13 protein-coding genes are annotated in these 17,586 nt (G+C 73.1%); 11 read left to right on the top strand and 2 right to left on the bottom strand.

Going from position 1 to position 17,586, the window contains the following annotated elements:
- Positions 1 to 81: 81 nt before the first annotated feature.
- The 7 genes from IO40_RS0103590 to IO40_RS0103560 all read left to right on the top strand — a co-directional run bounded on the left by IO40_RS0103590 (position 82) and on the right by IO40_RS0103560 (position 10,689).
- The gene (locus tag IO40_RS0103590; protein WP_031174854.1) at positions 82 to 1,392 is read left to right on the top strand and encodes an amidohydrolase; all 1,311 of its coding nucleotides are present in this window, start codon (positions 82 to 84) and stop codon (positions 1,390 to 1,392) included.
- 95 nt (positions 1,393 to 1,487) lie between these two features.
- Positions 1,488 to 2,678, top strand: a complete 1,191-nt coding sequence (locus tag IO40_RS0103585; protein WP_031174853.1) for an acyl-CoA dehydrogenase family protein — start codon at positions 1,488 to 1,490, stop codon at positions 2,676 to 2,678.
- A 230-nt stretch (positions 2,679 to 2,908) separates the two neighbouring features.
- Complete coding sequence (locus tag IO40_RS38550) at positions 2,909 to 5,494, top strand: serine/threonine-protein kinase (RefSeq protein ID WP_031174852.1); 2,586 nt, start codon at positions 2,909 to 2,911, stop codon at positions 5,492 to 5,494.
- Between the two features lie 150 nt (positions 5,495 to 5,644).
- On the top strand, positions 5,645 to 6,748 hold the full coding sequence (locus IO40_RS0103575) for an NAD(P)H-dependent flavin oxidoreductase (RefSeq protein WP_016467579.1): 1,104 nt from the start codon (positions 5,645 to 5,647) through the stop codon (positions 6,746 to 6,748).
- Between the two features lie 44 nt (positions 6,749 to 6,792).
- The gene (locus IO40_RS0103570; protein ID WP_031174851.1) at positions 6,793 to 8,343 is read left to right on the top strand and encodes an acyl-CoA synthetase; all 1,551 of its coding nucleotides are present in this window, start codon (positions 6,793 to 6,795) and stop codon (positions 8,341 to 8,343) included.
- Between the two features lie 165 nt (positions 8,344 to 8,508).
- The gene (locus IO40_RS0103565) at positions 8,509 to 9,963 is read left to right on the top strand and encodes an amino acid permease (protein ID WP_016467577.1); all 1,455 of its coding nucleotides are present in this window, start codon (positions 8,509 to 8,511) and stop codon (positions 9,961 to 9,963) included.
- Positions 9,964 to 9,981: 18 nt separating this feature from the next.
- Positions 9,982 to 10,689: an alpha/beta fold hydrolase gene (locus IO40_RS0103560; RefSeq protein ID WP_031174850.1), complete on the top strand. Its 708-nt coding sequence runs from the start codon at positions 9,982 to 9,984 to the stop codon at positions 10,687 to 10,689.
- A 39-nt stretch (positions 10,690 to 10,728) separates the two neighbouring features.
- Here IO40_RS0103560 and IO40_RS0103555 read toward each other — a convergent pair whose 3' ends face one another.
- Both IO40_RS0103555 and IO40_RS0103550 read right to left on the bottom strand, forming a co-directional pair.
- Positions 10,729 to 11,532, bottom strand: a complete 804-nt coding sequence (locus IO40_RS0103555; RefSeq protein WP_031174849.1) for an SDR family oxidoreductase — start codon at positions 11,530 to 11,532, stop codon at positions 10,729 to 10,731.
- Positions 11,533 to 11,644: 112 nt separating this feature from the next.
- On the bottom strand, positions 11,645 to 13,285 hold the full coding sequence (locus IO40_RS0103550; protein WP_016467574.1) for an acyl-CoA synthetase: 1,641 nt from the start codon (positions 13,283 to 13,285) through the stop codon (positions 11,645 to 11,647).
- 232 nt (positions 13,286 to 13,517) lie between these two features.
- Here IO40_RS0103550 and IO40_RS0103545 point away from each other — a divergent pair, with 232 nt between their 5' ends.
- Genes IO40_RS0103545 through IO40_RS0103530 form a run of 4 tightly spaced genes read left to right on the top strand, consistent with a single transcriptional unit; the run spans position 13,518 to position 17,575 of the window.
- Positions 13,518 to 14,318, top strand: a complete 801-nt coding sequence (locus IO40_RS0103545; protein WP_030406894.1) for a crotonase/enoyl-CoA hydratase family protein — start codon at positions 13,518 to 13,520, stop codon at positions 14,316 to 14,318.
- Between the two features lie 16 nt (positions 14,319 to 14,334).
- Entirely contained in the window at positions 14,335 to 15,285 is a 951-nt protein-coding gene (locus tag IO40_RS0103540) for a Zn-ribbon domain-containing OB-fold protein (RefSeq protein ID WP_016467572.1), read from the top strand.
- A complete protein-coding gene (locus IO40_RS0103535; RefSeq protein WP_031174848.1) occupies positions 15,282 to 16,376 on the top strand; it encodes a thiolase domain-containing protein in 1,095 nt (364 codons plus the stop codon). Before IO40_RS0103540 ends, IO40_RS0103535 begins: the two co-directional genes overlap by 4 nt.
- Complete coding sequence (locus IO40_RS0103530) at positions 16,373 to 17,575, top strand: thiolase domain-containing protein (protein ID WP_031174847.1); 1,203 nt, start codon at positions 16,373 to 16,375, stop codon at positions 17,573 to 17,575. The genes IO40_RS0103535 and IO40_RS0103530 overlap by 4 nt, the downstream gene beginning before the upstream one ends.
- Positions 17,576 to 17,586: the final 11 nt, after the last annotated feature.

Genomic DNA, 17,586 nt, shown 5'->3' with positions numbered 1-17,586 from the left:
CCGCCAACGTAAGCCGCGTGGGCCCCGCCCCTCCCGGCGCACCGCCGTACACGTCCGCCCCGCCCGACGAAAGGCGCCGCCATGAGTGACAAGAGTCCCGAGGGTCACGACGACCTCGCCGCCCAGGCCGCGGAGGTCGTACTGGCCGGGCTGCCGGACATCCGTGACAGCCTCGAAGCGCTCTACAAAGACCTGCACCAGCACCCCGAACTCGGCTTCCAGGAGCACCGCACGGCCGGCCACGTCGCGCAGGCGCTCAACGAGTGGGACTACGAGGTGAGCGAACACGTCGGCGGGACCGGGGTCGTGGGAGTGCTGCACAACGGCGACGGCCCCACCGTCCTGCTGCGCGCCGACATGGACGCGCTGCCGGTACGCGAACAGACGGGCCTGCCGTACGCCTCCGACGCCACCGGTACCGACGCGGACGGCGTCGAGCACCCGGTGATGCACGCCTGCGGCCACGACGTGCACGTCACCTGTCTGCTGGGCGCGGCCCGTCTGATGTCCGACCGCACCGACGTGTGGCAGGGCACGCTGGTCGTCCTCTTCCAGCCCAACGAGGAGAACGGCTCGGGTGCCCGCGCCATGCTCGACGACGGGCTCGCGCAGCGCATCCCCCGCCCCGACGTGGCCCTGGGCCAGCATGTGCTGCCCGCGCCCGCCGGGACGCTCCTCACCCGGCCCGGCGTCATGATGGCGGCCTCCGACAGTCTCCGCGTCACCCTGTACGGGCGCGGCGCGCACGGCTCCATGCCCGAACGCGCCGTCGATCCCGTGGTGATGGCCGCGATGACCGTCGTCCGTCTCCAGACCGTCGTCGCGCGGGAGACCGCGGCGACCACGCCGGCCGTGGTGACCGTCGGCTCGGTCCAGGCCGGCAGCGGCCCCAACATCATTCCGGACAGCGCCCGGCTGCTGATCAACGTCCGGTCCTTCGACGACGACACCCGCTCCCGTGTGCTCGACGCCGTCCGCCGGATCGTCACCAGTGAATGTGCGGCGTCCGGAGCCGAGCGCGCCCCCGACTTCGAGACGCTCAGCGAGTTCTCCGTCACCGACAACGACGAGGCCACCACCGAGCGCGTCGCCGGCGCCTTCACCGCCCGCTTCGGCTCCGACCGCGCACTCACCGTCGGCCCGGTGCCCGCCAGCGAGGACTTCGGCGAACTGCCCGCGGGCCTCGGCTGCCCCTCCAGCTACTGGGGCATCGGCGGCATCGACCCGGACGCCTACCGCAAGGCCGAACGCGCCGGCACGGTCAGCCAGGACATCCCCAGCAACCACAGCCCCCGCTTCGCACCCGTGGTGCAGCCCACCCTCGACACCGGCGTGGGCGCCCTGGTCACCGCCTCCCTCGCCTGGCTGGCACCGCGCCCGAAGGGGGAGTGAGGCAGGCGGGCTCGGCGACGCGGCCATTCCCTTGTCGTGGAACACGTTCTACTGTGTGCGCCGCCACCGGGAACCGGCGTGGAGCGGAGGGGACCGTGCACCTCGAGTACACCACCGAACAGCGCCAGCTGCGGGAGCGGTTGCGGGACTACTTCGCGCGGCTCGTACCCGACGACGCGCACACGCGGTACGCCGACCCCGCGGCACAGAAACGGTTCTACCGCGAAACCGTGCGGCAACTGGGCCGGGACGGCTGGCTCGGCGTGGGCTGGCCCCGCGAGTACGGCGGCCGGGGGCTGAGCGCCATGGAGCAGTTCGTCTTCTTCGACGAGGCGGCCCAGGCGGGTGTGCCGCTGCCGCTGATGGCGCTCAACACCGTCGGCCCCACCCTGATGCGGTACGGCACCGACGAGCAGAAGCGGTACTTCCTGCCCCGCATCCTCTCCGGGGAACTGGACTTCGCCATCGGCTACAGCGAACCCGACGCGGGCACCGACCTGGCCTCCCTCAGGACCCGCGCGGTCCGCGAGGGGGACACCGAGAACGGCCACTACGTCGTCAACGGGCAGAAGATCTGGACCACGAACGGGGACACCGCCGACTGGGTGTGGCTCGCCGTGCGCACCGATCCGGACGCCCCGCCGCACAAGGGGATCACGCTGCTGCTCGTACCGACCGACGACCCCGGCTACTCGTGCACCCTCATCACCACCCTCGCCTCGCACGACACCACGGCCAGCTACTACGAGAACGTACGGGTGCCCGCCTCCCGCCGGGTCGGCGAGGAGAACGGCGGCTGGCGGCTGATCACCACACAGCTCAACCACGAACGCGTCACCCTGGCCGCGCACGGCAGCATGGCCATCCGTGCCCTGGCGGACACCCGGCGCTGGGCGCGCAGCACCCGCCTGGCGGACGGCCGCCGCGTCATCGACCTGGGCTGGGTCCGCACCCGGCTGGCCCGCGCCCACGCCCGGCTGGAGGCGCTGAAACTGCTCAACTGGCAGATGGTGGACGCGCTCGACAAGGGCACGCTGACCCCGCACGACGCCTCGGCTGCCAAGGTCTACGGCAGCGAGGCGCGCCGCGACGCCTACGCCTGGCTGATGGAGGTCGTCGGCGCCGCAGGGCCGCTCAAGGAGGGCTCGGCGGGCGCGGTGCTGGGCGGTGAGCTGGAGCGCGGCTACCGCAGCGCCGTCATCTTCACCTTCGGCGGCGGCAACAACGAGATCCAGCGCGAGATCATCTCCTGGATCGGACTGGGGATGCCCCGCGTACGGCGCTGAGCGGGCCGGGGCGGCCCGAGGGAGCGTGTGCTGGGGGTAGGACGGGGGCGCGCTGTCCGGACGTGCGCAGACGGGATCGTCCGTGATGCGGAAGGTGTCACTACCGCGCTGAACCGGTCAAAGGCGTACACGCCCTTCCCCGACGGCATACACGCGCGGGAACGAGGCAGCCATACTGAGCAGACAGGGGAGGGACGAGCACCAGCACGGACGACGGGGGCGACACGGGGATGGTTCAGAGCGCTCTGATCCATGACCGCTACCGGCTGCTCGATCTCATCGGGCGCGGCGGCATGGGAGAAGTGTGGCGGGCACGCGACGAATCGCTGGGCAGGCGGGTGGCGGTCAAATGTCTCAAACCGCCGGCGCAGCGCGGTGACACGGCGTTCCTGCGCGTGGTGCGCGAACGCTTCCGGCGCGAGGCGCGGGTCGCCGCCTCGCTCCAGCACCGGGGCGTGACAGTGGTGCACGATTTCGGCGACCACGAAGGACTGCTCTATCTGGTGATGGAACTGCTGGAGGGCCGCAACCTCAGTCAGTTGCTGGAGGACGGCGAACGCCGGCCGCTGCCGGTGGCGGACCTCCTCGACGTGGCGGAACAGGTCGCCGCGGCCCTGGCCTACACCCACGACCAGGGGGTGGTCCACCGTGACCTGAAACCCGCGAACGTCATGCGCACCGACGACGGCACCGTGAAGATCTGCGACTTCGGCATCGCACGGCTCGCCCACGACATCGGATTCACCGCGAAACTCACCGGCACCAACATCGCCATGGGCACCCCGCACTACATGTCGCCCGAACAGATCGCGGGCTCCAACGTGGACCACCGCAGCGATCTGTACTCCTTCGGGTGCGTCCTGTACGAACTGGCCACCGGGGTACCGCCGTTCAAGGGCGGGGACGCCTGGTCGGTGCTGGTCGGACACCGGGACACCCCGCCCGAGCCGCCGCGCTCGCACCGGCCGGAACTCCCCGTGGGACTGGAAGAGATCATCCTGCGGCTGCTGGCCAAGGAACCCGAGGAGCGGCCCGACGACGCCGCGGAGCTGATCGACGGTCTGGCGGCGGCGCGCGCCCGGCTGTCCGGACAGCCGGCCGGGCCCGAGGGCGAGAGCGCCCGGCCGCTGTGGCGGCTGCCGTGGGCCCGCGGCATGAGCGGAGGGCTGCCCGCGTGCGTGCGGTCCGCCCCCTCCGGGAGCGGCGTGGCGCGGCTGCCCGTCCTCACCGAGCGCTGGACGGGCGGTGCACGCGTCCCGTTCCAGGCGTCCCCCGCCTCACCGCCCGCGGGTGTGGCGACGGTCGGATCCGGCGGGCCCCGCGCGCTGTCCGCGTCGTCGGCGCCGGGCACCTGGCCCACCCCGCCGCACTCCGCCACGCCGGCTCACCCGGTGGGTACGCCCTCCGCCGCGAGCGCGGCCGGCTTCCCCGGCGGCGCACTGGCACCGGCCGCCTCCCGGCCGGCCGTCACCGCACCGCCTGCTGCGACGGCGGCTCTTGCACCGGGCTGGGCCCCGGCGGCGAACGGAACTTCGTCGCCGGGTGAGGCGCTGTGGCGGGGTGGGGCTCCGGCACCGGGCGGCGGGTCGGCCTCGGACGGGGGTCCGGCGGCGAACGCGGCCTTCCCGCCGGGTGAGGCGCTGGCACCGGGCGCGGCTCCGGCGCTGAACGCGGCCCCGGCAGCGGAGTCCGCAGCGGCGTCGGCCGGCGTTGTGGACGTGCTCCCCGCGCCGGGCGTTGCCGCATCGTCGGGCGGGTCCGCCGCACTTGTCGGCTCCGCCGTGCCCGACCCGCTCGCCGCGCCGGGCGGATCCGCGTCGTCCGCGGTGCCGGCCGGTTCCGCGGCGCCCGGTTCGGCTGACGCGTTCGCCGTACGGGGTGTGCCGGCGTCGTCCGTCGTAGCCGGTGTGGCTGACGCTCTCGCCGCGCCGGGCGTGTCCGGGTCGTCGGTCGAGTCGGCCGGTTCCGCGGCGCCTGGTGGGGCTGACGCGTTCGCCGTACCGGGTGTCCCCGTCGCGTCCGCCGGATCGGCCGTGCCGGCTGTGGCCGCTGGCTCCGGCGTGCCCGGCGCGGACGACGTCACCCACGCGGCGGCGTACGGTCCCGGTCCCGCCGCGTGGCCCGCCGCCGGGGGACCTCCCGCCACCTCCGCCACGCCCGCCACGCCCGCCGCGCCGGCCGCGCCCGCCGCGCCGGCCGCGCCCGCCGCTCTCGCCGTGCTGGCCGGCCGGCACAGCGCCGCGACGAGCCTGGGGCGGCTGGGGCGTTGGGAAGAGGCGTACGAGGCCCATCTGGCGGTCGCCGCGGAACGCACGGGCCTGCTGGGGCCGTGCCATCCCGACACCCTCGCCAGCCGCGCCGCGGTCGGTCACGCCCTGGGGCGGCTCGGGCGGTGGCCGGAGGCGCTGGCAGCCTGCCGGTCCGTGGCGCAGGACCGGGCCTGGGTACTGGGCGGCGACCATCCCGACACCCTCGCGGCCCGCCACGAGTGGGGGGTCTGCCTGGCCGGTCTGGGGCGTGTCGCCGAGGCCCGCGACCTCTACCGTGAGCTGGCCGCGGCCCTCACCCGCGTGCTGGGTCCCGCCGCCCCCGAGACCCTGCGCGCCCTGCACGGCCTCGCCACGAGCCTGGCGGGCCTCGGGTGCTGGGAGGAGGCGTTGGAAGTCCACCGGCACGTGGTGCCGCTCCGCGAACGGGTGCTGGGTCCCGGCCACCCGGACACCCTCGCGGGCAGGAACGACGAGGCGCAGTGCCTGGAGCGGCTGGGCCGGGGCGCGGAGGCGGCGGAGGTCTACCGGGCCCTGGCCGGGGCCTGACCCCGGGCGCCGTCACCCGTCATGCCGCAGCGCCGTCGACGTCACGCCGCCGTACCGAGGGTGCGATGGCGTGACGGCCCTCCGGCAAAAATCTGACGCCGCATCAGGAAACGTCTTCCCTCCGCCGCGCCGCTGCGGCATCCTGCGCCCATGCAGACGGAGCTGAGCAGACAGCTGGGAGCAGAGCACGCCCTCTTCGGCTTCACGCCGTTCCCCGCCGTGGCCGCCGCCCTCACCCGGGCCGGGGGCTTCGGTGTGCTCGGCGCCGTGCGCTACGGCGCCCCCGACGACCTCAGAGGCGACCTCGACTGGATGGCCCAGCACACCGACGGACTGCCCTGGGGGCTCGATGTGGTGATGCCCGCCAAGAAGGTGGAGGGCGTCACGGAGGCCGACGTCGAAGCGATGATCCCCGAGGAGCACCGCGCGTACGTGCACAAGATCCTCGCGGACTACGACGTCCCGCAGCTCCCCGAGGGGGAGAACAGCGGCTGGCGCATCACCGGCTGGATGGAGGACGTGGCCCGCGGCCAGTTGGACGTCGCCTTCGACTATCCCGTCAAGCTCCTGGCCAACGCGCTGGGCTCGCCACCGCCCGACGTGATCGATCGGGCCCACCGGCAGGGCATCCCGGTGGCGGCCCTGGCCGGCAGTCCCCGGCACGCCGAGCGGCACAAGGCGGCCGGTATCGACATCGTGGTCGCCCAGGGGTACGAGGCCGGGGGCCACACCGGCGAGATCGCCACCATGGTGCTGACGCCCGAGGTGGTACGTGCCGTCGATCCGCTGCCCGTGCTGGCGGCCGGCGGTATCGGCAGCGGCGAACAGCTCGCCGCGGCCCTCGCGCTGGGGGCGCAGGGTGCCTGGCTGGGCTCCGTGTGGCTGACCACCACCGAGGCCGACCTCGGATCGCGGGCGCTGACCCGCAAGCTGCTGGCCGCGGGCCCGGGTGACACGGTGCGCTCCCGGGCGCTCACGGGGAAGCCCGCACGGCAGCTGCGTACGGAGTGGACGGACGCGTGGGAGCCGGGCACCGGCCCCGGGACGCTGCCCATGCCCCTGCAGGGGCTGCTGGTGGCGGAGGCCAACTCGCGGATCCAGCGCTACGAGGTGGAGCCGCTGCTGGGGACGCCCGTGGGGCAGATCGTCGGGTCCATGAACAGCGAACGGTCCGTGCAGGCCGTCGTCGACGACCTCACCCGTGGTTTCGAGCGCGCCGTAGCCCGTCTCGACAGGATCGCCGAAACGGCCTGAGTGCCGGCCGTGCCGAGCAGCCATCAGAAGGGAGAGCCACCGTCGTGGACGCACCCAACGGGTTCTGGGCCCAGGCCCAGTGGGCTCCCGAACGCACCGTTCTCGTCGCGCCGGACGGCGACCAGTGGTCCGCCGCCCGGCTCCACGCGGAGTGCAACAGGATCACGCACGGTCTGCGGGCGGCGGGTCTGGGCCGGGGCGACGCCTTCGCCACGATCCTGCCCAACGGCCCCGAGTTCATCGCCGCCTACCTGGCCGCCACCCAGGCCGGTATGTACATGGTGCCGGTCAACCACCATCTGGTCGGGCCGGAGATCGCCTGGATCCTCGCCGACTCCGGGGCCAAGGCCCTCCTGGCGCATGCCCGGTTCGGCGACGCGGCGCGCGCCGCGGCCGACGAGGCCGGGCTGGACGGGCGGCACCGTTACGCCGTGGGCGGCGGGATCGGCGGCTTCAGGCCGTACGCCGAGCTGGTGCGCGACCGGCCGGACGGACCGCCGGCCGACCGTACCGGCGGCTGGGTCATGAACTACACGTCGGGTACCACGGGCCGTCCCCGCGGCATCCGGCGGCCCCTCACCGGCAAACGCCCGGAGGAGGCCCACCTCGGCGGTTTCCTGGGCATCTTCGGCATCAAGCCGTTCGACGAGAACGTGCACCTCGTCTGCTCGCCGCTGTACCACACCGCCGTGCTCCAGTTCGCGGGCGCGTCGCTGCACATCGGGCACCAGCTGGTGCTGATGGACAAGTGGGAGCCGGAGGAGATGCTGCGGCTCATCGAGCGGTACCGCTGCACCCACACCCATATGGTGCCCACCCAGTTCCACCGGCTGCTGGCGCTGCCGGACAAGACCCGCGAGGCGTACGACGTCTCCTCGATGCGGCACGCCGTCCACGGGGCGGCCCCGTGCCCGGACCACGTCAAACGGGCGATGATCGCGTGGTGGGGGACGTGCGTGGAGGAGTACTACGCGGCGAGCGAGGGCGGCGGCGCGTTCGCGACGGCCGAGGACTGGCTGCGCAAGCCGGGCACCGTCGGGAAGGCGTGGCCGATCAGTGAGCTGGCCGTCTTCGACGACGACGGCAACCGGCTGGGCCCCGGCGAACTGGGCACCGTCTACATGAAGATGCACACCGGCGGGTTCTCATACCACAAGGACGAGGACAAGACCCGCAAGAACCGGATCGGGGACTTCTTCACCGTCGGTGACCTCGGCTTCCTCGACGAGGACGGCTATCTCTTCCTGCGCGACCGCAAGATCGACATGATCATCTCGGGCGGGGTGAACATCTACCCCGCCGAGATCGAGGCCGTGCTGCTGACCCATCCGGCCGTCGCGGACGCCGCCGCGTTCGGCATCCCGCACGACGACTGGGGCGAGGAGGTCAAGGCCGTCGTGGAGCCGGCGCCCGGTCATACGCCGGGGCCGGAGCTGGCCGAGGCGATACTGGCCCACTGCGGTGAACGGCTCGCCGGCTACAAACGGCCCAAATCGGTGGACTTCGTCGCCGAGCTGCCCCGCGACCCCAACGGCAAGCTGTACAAGCGCCGGCTGCGCGACCCCTACTGGCAGGGCCGCACCCGGGCGGTCTGAGCACCCAGCGCCCCGCCCGCTCCGCCGGCCCGCCCGGCAACGATGCCCAATGGAGACCTCGTGGCCACTTCTCTCTCCTGCCCTGCCCGGCCATGATGATCGCGCGCGGTCGCGGGCCCGCCCGCGGCGGCGCCGTCAGAAGCACCAACGGCAGGAAGAGGACCCATGGCCGGGCTGTGGAGCGGGGAAGGCGTACTGCGCCGTAAACCCATCGAGCAGATCGACGAAGCGGAGGGAGGCTCGGGGCAGCAGCTCACCCGCACGCTCGGCCTGCGGCATCTGACCGCGATCGGCGTCGGCGGCATCATCGGCGCCGGTGTCTTCAGCCTCGCGGGCACCGTCGCCAACGGCAAGGCGGGCCCCGCCGTGCTGATCTCGTTCCTCGTGGCGGGGCTGGCCAGCGCCTGTGCGGCCCTGTCCTACGCGGAGTTCGCCGGCCTCATCCCGAAGGCCGGCTCCGCCTACACCTACGGCTACGCGGTCCTGGGCGAGCTCGGCGGCTGGTTCATCGGCTGGGACCTGCTGCTGGAGTACACGGCCATCGTGTCGGTGGTGGCCATCGGCATCTCCGGCTACTTCTCCTTCCTGCTGGAGGAGATGGGGGCCTCGCTGCCCGCCTGGATGCTGGGCGCGCCCGGTACCGGGGACGGTCACAGAGTGGACCTGTTCGCCGCGCTGCTGTGTCTGCTGATCGCCTTCGCCCTCACCCGGGGCATCAAGAACGCGGCGCGCTTCGAGCTGATCGTCGTGGCGCTGAAGGTCGCGGTCGTGCTGCTGGTCATCGTCGTGGGCGTCTTCCACATCAAGACCGGCAACTACAAGCCGTTCTTCCCCTTCGGGCTGTCGGGTGCCTTCACGGGTGCGGCCACCGTCTTCTTCGCCGTCTTCGGGTACGACGCGATGTCCACCGCGGCCGAGGAGTCGAAGGACGCGCAGAAGCACATGCCCAAGGCGATCATCTACTCGCTGGTGATCTCCATGGTGCTGTACGTGGCGGTCTGCCTGGTGCTCACCGGCATGCAGAACTACAAGGACATCGACCCCGACAGCGGCTTCTCGACGGCCTTCAAGTCCGTCGGGCTCAGCGGGGTCGCCGACATCATCGCCGTCGGCGCCATCATCGGCATCCTCACCGTGATGTTCACCTTCATGCTGGGCGTCACCCGCGTGTGGTTCGCGATGAGCCGCGACGGGCTGCTGCCCAAGTGGTTCGCCAAGACGGACCCGGTGCGCCACGTGCCCACCCGCGTGACCTGGATCGCGGGCATCGCCTCCGCCGTCATCGCCGGTTTCCTGCCCATCGAGGAAGCGGCGGAGATGACGAACATCGGCATCCTGCTGGCCTTCGTGGTGGTGTGCATCGCGGTGATCGTGCTGCGCTACCGGCGCCCCGACTTGCCCCGCAAGTTCAAGGTCCCCGGCATGCCCGTCGTCCCGCTGCTGGGTGTGGCCTTCTCGATCTGGCTGACGACCTACCTCGCCTGGCAGACGTGGCTGCGCTTCGGCGTCTGGTTCGCGATCGGTCTCGTCGTCTACTTCGCCTACTCCTACCGCAAGTCGGAGCTGGCCGGGCGGGGCGGCGACACCGCGCCGCAGTCCTCCGGGAAGAGCGGCGAATAGCGGGGTACGGTCCCCCGTATGAGCGAAAACGGAACGCAGACGGTACGCACCGACGACGGGGTCCGGCTCGCCTACCGCGCCTGGGGCGCGGAGACGGGCACCCCCGTCGTCCTGCTCCACTGCCTCGGTGAGGACGGTGAGGACTGGCGCGGTCCGCTCATCTCGGCGCTCGCCGGAGCGCATCCCGTCTACGCGCTCGATCTGCGCGGCCACGGGGAGAGCGACTGGCCCGGTTCCTACGCGCTGGCCGACTTCGTGGCCGACCTGCGCGGGTTCCTCGACGCACTCGGCATCGAGCGCGCCGTCCTCGTCGGGCACTCCTTCGGGTCCGTCGTCGCCTACCTGTTCGCCCAGGAGCATCCCGGCCGGGTGGAGCGTCTCGTCCTGGAGGAGACCGGCGCACTGCGCCCGCCCGCCCGGCCGCGGCAGCTCCCCGAAGCACCGCCCGGCACCCCGCTGTTCGACTGGGAGGTCACCGTCCAGTGGACGCGGCAGCGCAACGCGCCCGACCCGGCGTGGTGGGAGCGGCTCTCGGCCATCACCGCTCCCACCCTGCTGGTCGGCGGCGGGAACGGCAGCCATCTGCCCCAGGAGGACCTGGCGTCGATGGCGGAGCGCATCCCCGACGCGCGGGTGCTGACCATCGACGGCGCGGGTCATCTCGTGCACGAGGCCCGGCCGATGGAGTTCACCCGCGCGGTCGTGGACTTCCTGACGGAGGCATGAGGCCGCTCGGCCCCGTCGTGGCCCCCCCGGCCGGCGGACTCAGCCGGCCGGCGGGTCCCACCGGGCGGGCCAGTGGCGGGGGCGCAGCAGCGCCTCCGTCCCGCCGTCGGCGCACAGCACGGTGCCCACGCAGAACGAGGCGGCGGGCGACAGCAGGAACCGGACCGCCGCGGTGATCTCCGCGGGACGGCCGGGACGGCCGAGCGGAACGGGATAGGCGGCCATGCCGTCCGCGGTCAGCGGATCGGTGCGGCCCGCCGCCGTCATCGGGGTGTCGATCAGTCCGGGCGCCACCGCGTTGAGCCGGATGCCGGAGCCCACCCACTCCGGGCTGCCCGCCCGCTCCCGCACGTACCAGGCCAGCGCCGCCTTGGTCGCCGGGTAGGCCGCGACGCCGCCGTGCCGGTCGGCCAGCGCCCTGGCCCGCTCCTCGTCGCCGGCCAGGCACGCCTCGGCCAGTTCGACGGGCCAGCCGGGCTGGCACGTGGCCGAGTTTGAGGAGACCAGCACGGCTGCGGGACTTTCCGGGGAGCGGGCCAGTGCGGGCCGCAGCCCCTCCAGCAGCCGGACCGCGCCGAAGTAGTTCACGGAAGCCATCAGCGAGCCGGCCCGGCCGGTGGCCGCCGCGAGCCCCGCGAACGGTACGAAACCGTCGAAGGTCCCGCCCGAGAGTGCCCCGATCCGCTCCAGCGCGTGCCGGCGCCCCCGCGCTGTCGCCAGGTCCGCCGTCACCCGGGTGCCGGCCAGATCGACACCGATGACCCGGTGCCCGGCGCCCGAGAGTTCGGCCGCGAGTGCGGCGCCCATGCCGGAGGCGGCGCCGGTGATGACGACAGTGGACATGGTCGGCTCCTTCACGGGAGGGGGCGCCGGAACGGTACGCGCGCCCCGCGCCGCCGCGCACGGGCCGGTTCCACCTGGCGGGACGCCCTTCCGTCCCGGGTGCCGAGCGCGGTCAGGAGGGGGAGACCGCCTGCTCCGCCGTCCGCCGGGCCCAGCGGTAGTCCGCCTTCCCGCTGGGGGAGCGCTGGATGCGGTCGGTGAGGACGACCGTGCGCGGCACCTTGTAGCCGGCGAGCCGGGTGCGCGCGTGCTCCTGGATGTCGTTGCCGGTCAGCGGCGCGGCACCGGCCCTCAGCTGGACAACCGCGGCGACGCGGCTGCCCCACTTCTCGTCGGGGATGCCGGCCACCAGCGCGTCGTAGACGTCGGGGTGGGCCTTGAGCGCCTCCTCGACCTCCTCGGGGAAGACCTTCTCGCCGCCGGTGTTGATGCACTGCGAACCGCGGCCCAGCACGGTGACCACGCCGTCCTCGCCGACCGTCGCCATATCGCCCAGCAGGACCCACCGGGCGCCATCCGCCTCGAAGAACGTCTCGGCGCTCTTGACCGGGTCGTTGTAGTAGCCCAGCGGTACGTGGCCGCGCAGCGCGAGGCGGCCGGTCCCGCCCGCGGGGACCGGCGTGCGGGTGGCCGGGTCCACCACGGCCATGCCCTGGTTGACGGCGATGCGGAAGCCCTTCGCGGGGCCCGAGTCGTCCGTCGCCGTGCCGTTGAAGCCCGATTCGGAGGAGCCGAAGTTGTTGATGAGCATCGCGTGCGGCACCAGCGCGGTGAACTGCTCGCGCACGGTCTCGGACAGGATCGCGCCCGAGCTGGAGACGGCCAGCAGGGACGAGCAGTCGGTGCCCCGCATCGGTCCCGAGAGGGCGTCCACCAGGGGCCGGAGCATGGCGTCGCCCACCAGGGAGACGGCGGTCACCTTCTCCCGTTCGATGGTGCGCAGCACCTCCTCGGGCACGAACTTGCGGTGCAGTACGACTTTCTGGCCGTAGTCGAGGCCGATGAAGAGCGTGAGGGTCGAGGTGCCGTGCATCAGCGGGGGAGTGGGGAAGAAGACGAGTCCCTCACCGCCGGCCGCCGCCCGCTCGGCCAGTTCCTCCGGGCGTGAGACGGGTTCCCCGGTGGGGGCGCCGCCGCCCAGCCCGGAGAAGAACAGGTCTTCGGAGCGCCACAGCACCCCTTTGGGCATCCCGGTGGTGCCGCCGGTGTAGATGATGAACAGGTCGTCGCCGGACCGCGGTCCGAATCCGCGCTCCGCCGATCCGGACGCCTCGGCCTGTGCGAACGGGACGGGTCCGTTTCCCGCGATGCGCGGCTCGGGCGCCCCGGCGGGTGCGGGCCCGACGCGCACCAGGTGGCGGAGCTTGCGGGCGCGGGGCAGCGCGCCGGCCACCCGCGCGGTGAACTCGCCGTCGAAGACGAGCGCGGCCAGATCGGCGTCGCGGTACAGATAGGCCAACTCGTCCGCCACGTACCGGTAGTTGACGTTCACCGGCACGGTGCGGATCTTGAGGCAGGCCAGCAGCGTCTGGACGTACTCGACGCCGTTGTACAGGTGCAGCCCGACGTGTTCACCGGGTGCGATGCCGTGGTCCGCGAGGTGGTGGGCGAGGCGGTTGGCGGCCCGGTCCAGTTCCGCGTACGTCAGCCGGCGTTCGGCTCCGGTGCCGGGATGGTCGAGGTGGACCAGCGCCTCGCGGTCGGGGACGGCGTCGGCGATCGACTCGAACAGGTCGGCAAGGTTGTACTCCACGGCGCGCTCCTCCATACCCGGACCCCGGTGTACGCGTTCGGTGTGGCGTGCGTGCGTTCCCCCGCGCGTGTCGTCAGGCGCTCATCAGAGCACCGGGGAGCGGAGACGGGAAGGGGCCCGGCACAAGAAATATGACGAGTAGTCAGAAAACTCTTGAAGTCGCCGTGCCCTTACTGCAACCTGTTCCAGGTCCACCGGCCGCGCTTCGGCCCTGGAGACGGGAGGCACCGCGATGGGCGGCACCGAACATCTGACCGTGGAGCGGGTGGGGGCCACCCTCGTCCTGACCCTCAACCGGCCCGAGGCCAAGAACGCCCTCTCCCTGGCCATGCTCGTCGGCCTCCACGACGGCTGGCTGGAGGCCGACCGCGACGACGCCGTGCGCTCCGTCGTGCTGACCGGCGCGGGCGGCGCCTTCTGCGCGGGCATGGACCTCAAGGCGCTGGCCGGCGACGGAATGGCCGGCGAGGAGTACCGCGACCGGCTGCGCGACGACCCCGATCTGCACTGGAAGGCGATGCTGCGGCACCACCGGCCGCGCAAACCGGTCATCGCCGCCGTCGAGGGCCACTGCGTGGCCGGCGGCACGGAGATGCTCCAGGGCACCGACATCCGGGTGGCGGGCGAATCCGCGGTCTTCGGCCTCTTCGAAGTACGCCGCGGACTGTTCCCCATCGGCGGCTCCACCGTCCGGCTGCCCCGGCAGATCCCCCGCACCCACGCGCTGGAGATGCTGCTGACCGGGCGGCCCTACACCGCGGCCGAGGCGGAACGCATCGGCCTGATCGGACGCGTCGTCCCCGACGGAACCGCACTGGACGCCGCCTTGGAGACCGCCGAACGCGTCAACGCCTGCGGCCCGCTGGCCGTCGAGGCGGTCAAGGCGTCCGTGTACGAGACCGCCGCCATGACCGAGGAGGAGGGGCTGGCCGCCGAACTCGCGCGCGGGTGGCCGATCTTCGAGACCGCCGACGCGAAGGAGGGCGCCCGCGCCTTCGCACAGAAGCGGGAGCCACAGTTCCGGCGGGCGTGAGTCGGAGGGAGTCCCCATGAACGAAGTGCTCACCGCACCGCTGGTCGTCGAGTTCCCCTTCACCCGCTCGCTCGGTCCCGTGCAGAGCGCCTTCCTCACCGGGCTGCGCGAGGGGACCGTCCTGGGCGCGCGGGGGACCGACGGCCGGATCCTCGTCCCGCCCACCGAGTACGACCCCGTCACCGCCGAGGAGATCCGCGACCTGGTGGAGGTCGCGTCCACCGGCACCGTCACCACCTGGTCGTGGAACGCCACCCCGCGCAGGGGGCAGCCCCTCCAGCACCCGTTCGCCTGGGTGCTGGTCCGCCTCGACGGCGCCGACACCGCCCTGCTGCACGCCCTCGACGCACCCGGCGGCCCGGAGTCCGTCAGCACCGGCATGCGCGTCCGCATCCGCTGGGCGGAGCACCGCGGCGGCGCCATCACCGACATCGCCTGCTTCGAACCCGCCGGCGACGAGGAGGGCCCCGCCGAACCCGCCCCCCACACCGGCACGTTCGCCGACCCGGTCACCGGAATCGTCGCCGAGGCCCGCCTCGACTACACCTACACCCCGGGCCGCGCCCAGACCCGCTATCTGAACGCCCTCGCCGAGCACCGCACCCTGGGCGAGCGCTGCCCGCGCTGCCGCAAGGTCTACGTCCCCCCGCGCGGCGCCTGCCCCACCTGCGGTGTCGCGACCGACGAACAGGTCGAGGTCGGCCCGGCCGGGACGGTCACCACCTTCTGCGTCGTCAACATCAAGGCCAAGAACCTGGACATCGACGTGCCGTACGTCTACGGGCACATCGCCCTGGACGGCGCGGGCCTGGCGCTGCACGGCCGCATCGCGGGCATCCCCTACGACCAGGTGCGCATGGGACTGCGGGTGGAGCCGGTGTGGACCGAGGGCGGGCGCTACCCCGACCACTACCGGCCCACCGGAGAGCCCGACGCCGACTACGAGACGTACAAGGAGCTGCTGTGACCGGCACGGACACCAGGAAGGCCGCCGTCGTCGCCTTCGCGCAGACCGACCATGTACGCGCCGCCGACGGGCTGTCCGAGGTCGAGATGTTGCTGCCCGTCCTGCGCGAGGTCCTCGACCGGACGGGACTGTCCACCGGCGAGATCGACTTCACCTGCTCGGGGTCCTCCGACTACCTGGCGGGCCGCCCCTTCTCCTTCACCATGGCCCTCGACGGGGTCGGCGCCTGGCCGCCGATCTCCGAGTCCCACGTCGAGATGGACGGCGCCTGGGCGCTCTACGAGGCATGGGTGAAACTCCTCACCGGAGAGGCGGACACCGCGCTGGTCTACGCCTGGGGCAAGTCCTCGCTCGGTGACCTGCCCATGGTGCTCACCCGGCAGCTCGACCCCTACCACCTGGCACCCCTGTGGCCCGACTCGGTCTCCCTCGCCGCGCTCCAGGCCCGCTCGGTGCTCGATGCGGGGCTGGCCGACGAGGAGGAGCTGGCCGGCATCGCCGCCCGCAGCCGCCGGGCCGCCGAGGACAACCCGCACGTGCGGCAGCGCGGCCCCGCCGCCCGCACCGCCGGCGGCTACCTGGCCGCACCGCTGCGCGCCCACGACGTGCCGCCCGTCACCGACGGCGCCGCGGCCGTGGTGCTCGCCGCCGGGGACGCCGTGGACCGCCTCACCGACCACCCCGTGTGGATCAGCGGCATGGACCACCGCATCGAGGCGCACGGCCTCGGCGTCCGCGACCTCACCGATTCGCCCTCCACCCGGCTCGCCGCCGAACGGGCCGGCCTGTTCGACCCCGGTGCCCCGCCCCCGGACATCGCCGAACTGCACGCACCCTTCACCTCCCAGGAGGTGATCCTGCGCAACGCGCTGCGGCTCGGCGAGGAGACCGTCGTCAACCCGTCCGGCGGGCCGCTGGCGGCCAACCCCGTGATGGCGGCCGGACTCGTCCGGATCGGCGAGGCCGCGGCCCGGCTCGCCCGGGGCGAAGGACGCCGCGCGGTGGCCCACGCCACCTCCGGGCCGTGCCTCCAGCACAACCTCGTCGCGGTCCTCGACACCGACGGCGCAGCGGAAGGAGAGCCGCGATGAGCACCACCGCCACCCACCGCACGGCCCGGGGCAGCGGCAAGGAGCCGGTCGCCGTCGTCGGCGTCGGCCAGACCAAACACGTCTCCGCCCGCCGAGACGTGTCCATGGCCGGGCTGGTACGGGAGGCCGCCGGCCGGGCCCTGCGCGACGCCGAGCTGACGTGGGCGGACATCGACGCTGTGGTGATCGGGAAGGCGCCCGACTTCTTCGAGGGCGTGATGATGCCCGAGCTGTACCTTGCCGACGCCCTGGGCGCCGTCGGCAAGCCCATGCTGCGGGTGCACACGGCCGGGTCCGTGGGCGGCAGCACCGCGCTGGTGGCCGCCAACCTCGTCGCGGCCCGTGTGCACCGCACCGTGCTGACCGTCGCCTTCGAGAAGCAGTCCGAGTCGAACGCCATGTGGGGCCTCTCGCTGCCGGTGCCGTTCCAGCAGCCGCTGCTGGCGGGCGCGGGCGGCTTCTTCGCCCCTCATGTGCGCGCCTACATGCGGCGTACCTCGGCCCCCGAGCACATCGGCGCCCTCGTCGCCTACAAGGACCGCCGCAACGCGCTCAAGAACCCGTACGCGCATCTGCACGAGGAGGACATCACCCTGGAGAAGGTGCGCTCCTCCCCGATGCTGTGGGACCCCATCCGCTACTCGGAGACCTGCCCCTCCTCCGACGGGGCGTGCGCCATGGTGCTGAGCGACCGGGAGGGCGCTGCCCGCGCCCCGCGTCCGCCCGCCTGGGTGCACGGCGGCGCGATGCGCAGCGAGCCCACGCTCTTCGCGGGCAAGGACGCCGTCTCGCCGCGCGCCGGCAGCGACTGCGCCGCCGACGTCTACCGGCAGGCCGGCATCACCGACCCGCGCCGCGAGATCGACGCCGTCGAGATGTACGTGCCCTTCTCCTGGTACGAGCCGATGTGGCTGGAGAACCTCGGCTTCGCCGCGGAGGGCGAGGGCTGGAGGCTGACCGAGTCGGGGGCGACCGGCCTCGACGGGGACCTGCCCGTCAACCCCTCCGGCGGGGTGCTGTCCACCAACCCCATCGGCGCCTCCGGGATGCTCCGCTTCGCCGAGGCGGCGCTCCAGGTGCGCGGACTGGCCGGTGAGCACCAGGTACCCGGCGCCCGGCGGGCCCTGGGGCACGCCTACGGGGGCGGCTCCCAGTTCTTCGCGATGTGGCTGGTCGGCGCCGAGCCGCCCGTCTCCTGAGCGGTCCGGGC

This window comes from Streptomyces albus subsp. albus, from assembly GCF_000725885.1.
Lineage (GTDB): Bacteria > Actinomycetota > Actinomycetes > Streptomycetales > Streptomycetaceae > Streptomyces > Streptomyces albus.
The sequence above is the reverse complement of the archived record's forward strand: the minus strand, read 5'-3'. Positions and strand labels throughout refer to the sequence as shown.

Excerpts from the sequence above, each read along its gene's own strand:
- IO40_RS0103590 (WP_031174854.1), top strand. The coding sequence starts at position 82 with ATGAGTGACAAGAGTCCCGAGGGTCACGACGACCTCGCCGCCCAGGCC.
- IO40_RS38550 (WP_031174852.1), top strand. The coding sequence starts at position 2,909 with ATGGTTCAGAGCGCTCTGATCCATGACCGCTACCGGCTGCTCGATCTC.
- IO40_RS0103575 (WP_016467579.1), top strand. The coding sequence starts at position 5,645 with ATGCAGACGGAGCTGAGCAGACAGCTGGGAGCAGAGCACGCCCTCTTC.
- IO40_RS0103565 (WP_016467577.1), top strand. The coding sequence starts at position 8,509 with ATGGCCGGGCTGTGGAGCGGGGAAGGCGTACTGCGCCGTAAACCCATC.
- IO40_RS0103560 (WP_031174850.1), top strand. The coding sequence starts at position 9,982 with ATGAGCGAAAACGGAACGCAGACGGTACGCACCGACGACGGGGTCCGG.
- IO40_RS0103555 (WP_031174849.1), bottom strand. The coding sequence starts at position 11,532 with ATGTCCACTGTCGTCATCACCGGCGCCGCCTCCGGCATGGGCGCCGCA.
- IO40_RS0103545 (WP_030406894.1), top strand. The coding sequence starts at position 13,518 with ATGGGCGGCACCGAACATCTGACCGTGGAGCGGGTGGGGGCCACCCTC.
- IO40_RS0103540 (WP_016467572.1), top strand. The coding sequence starts at position 14,335 with ATGAACGAAGTGCTCACCGCACCGCTGGTCGTCGAGTTCCCCTTCACC.
- IO40_RS0103530 (WP_031174847.1), top strand. The coding sequence starts at position 16,373 with ATGAGCACCACCGCCACCCACCGCACGGCCCGGGGCAGCGGCAAGGAG.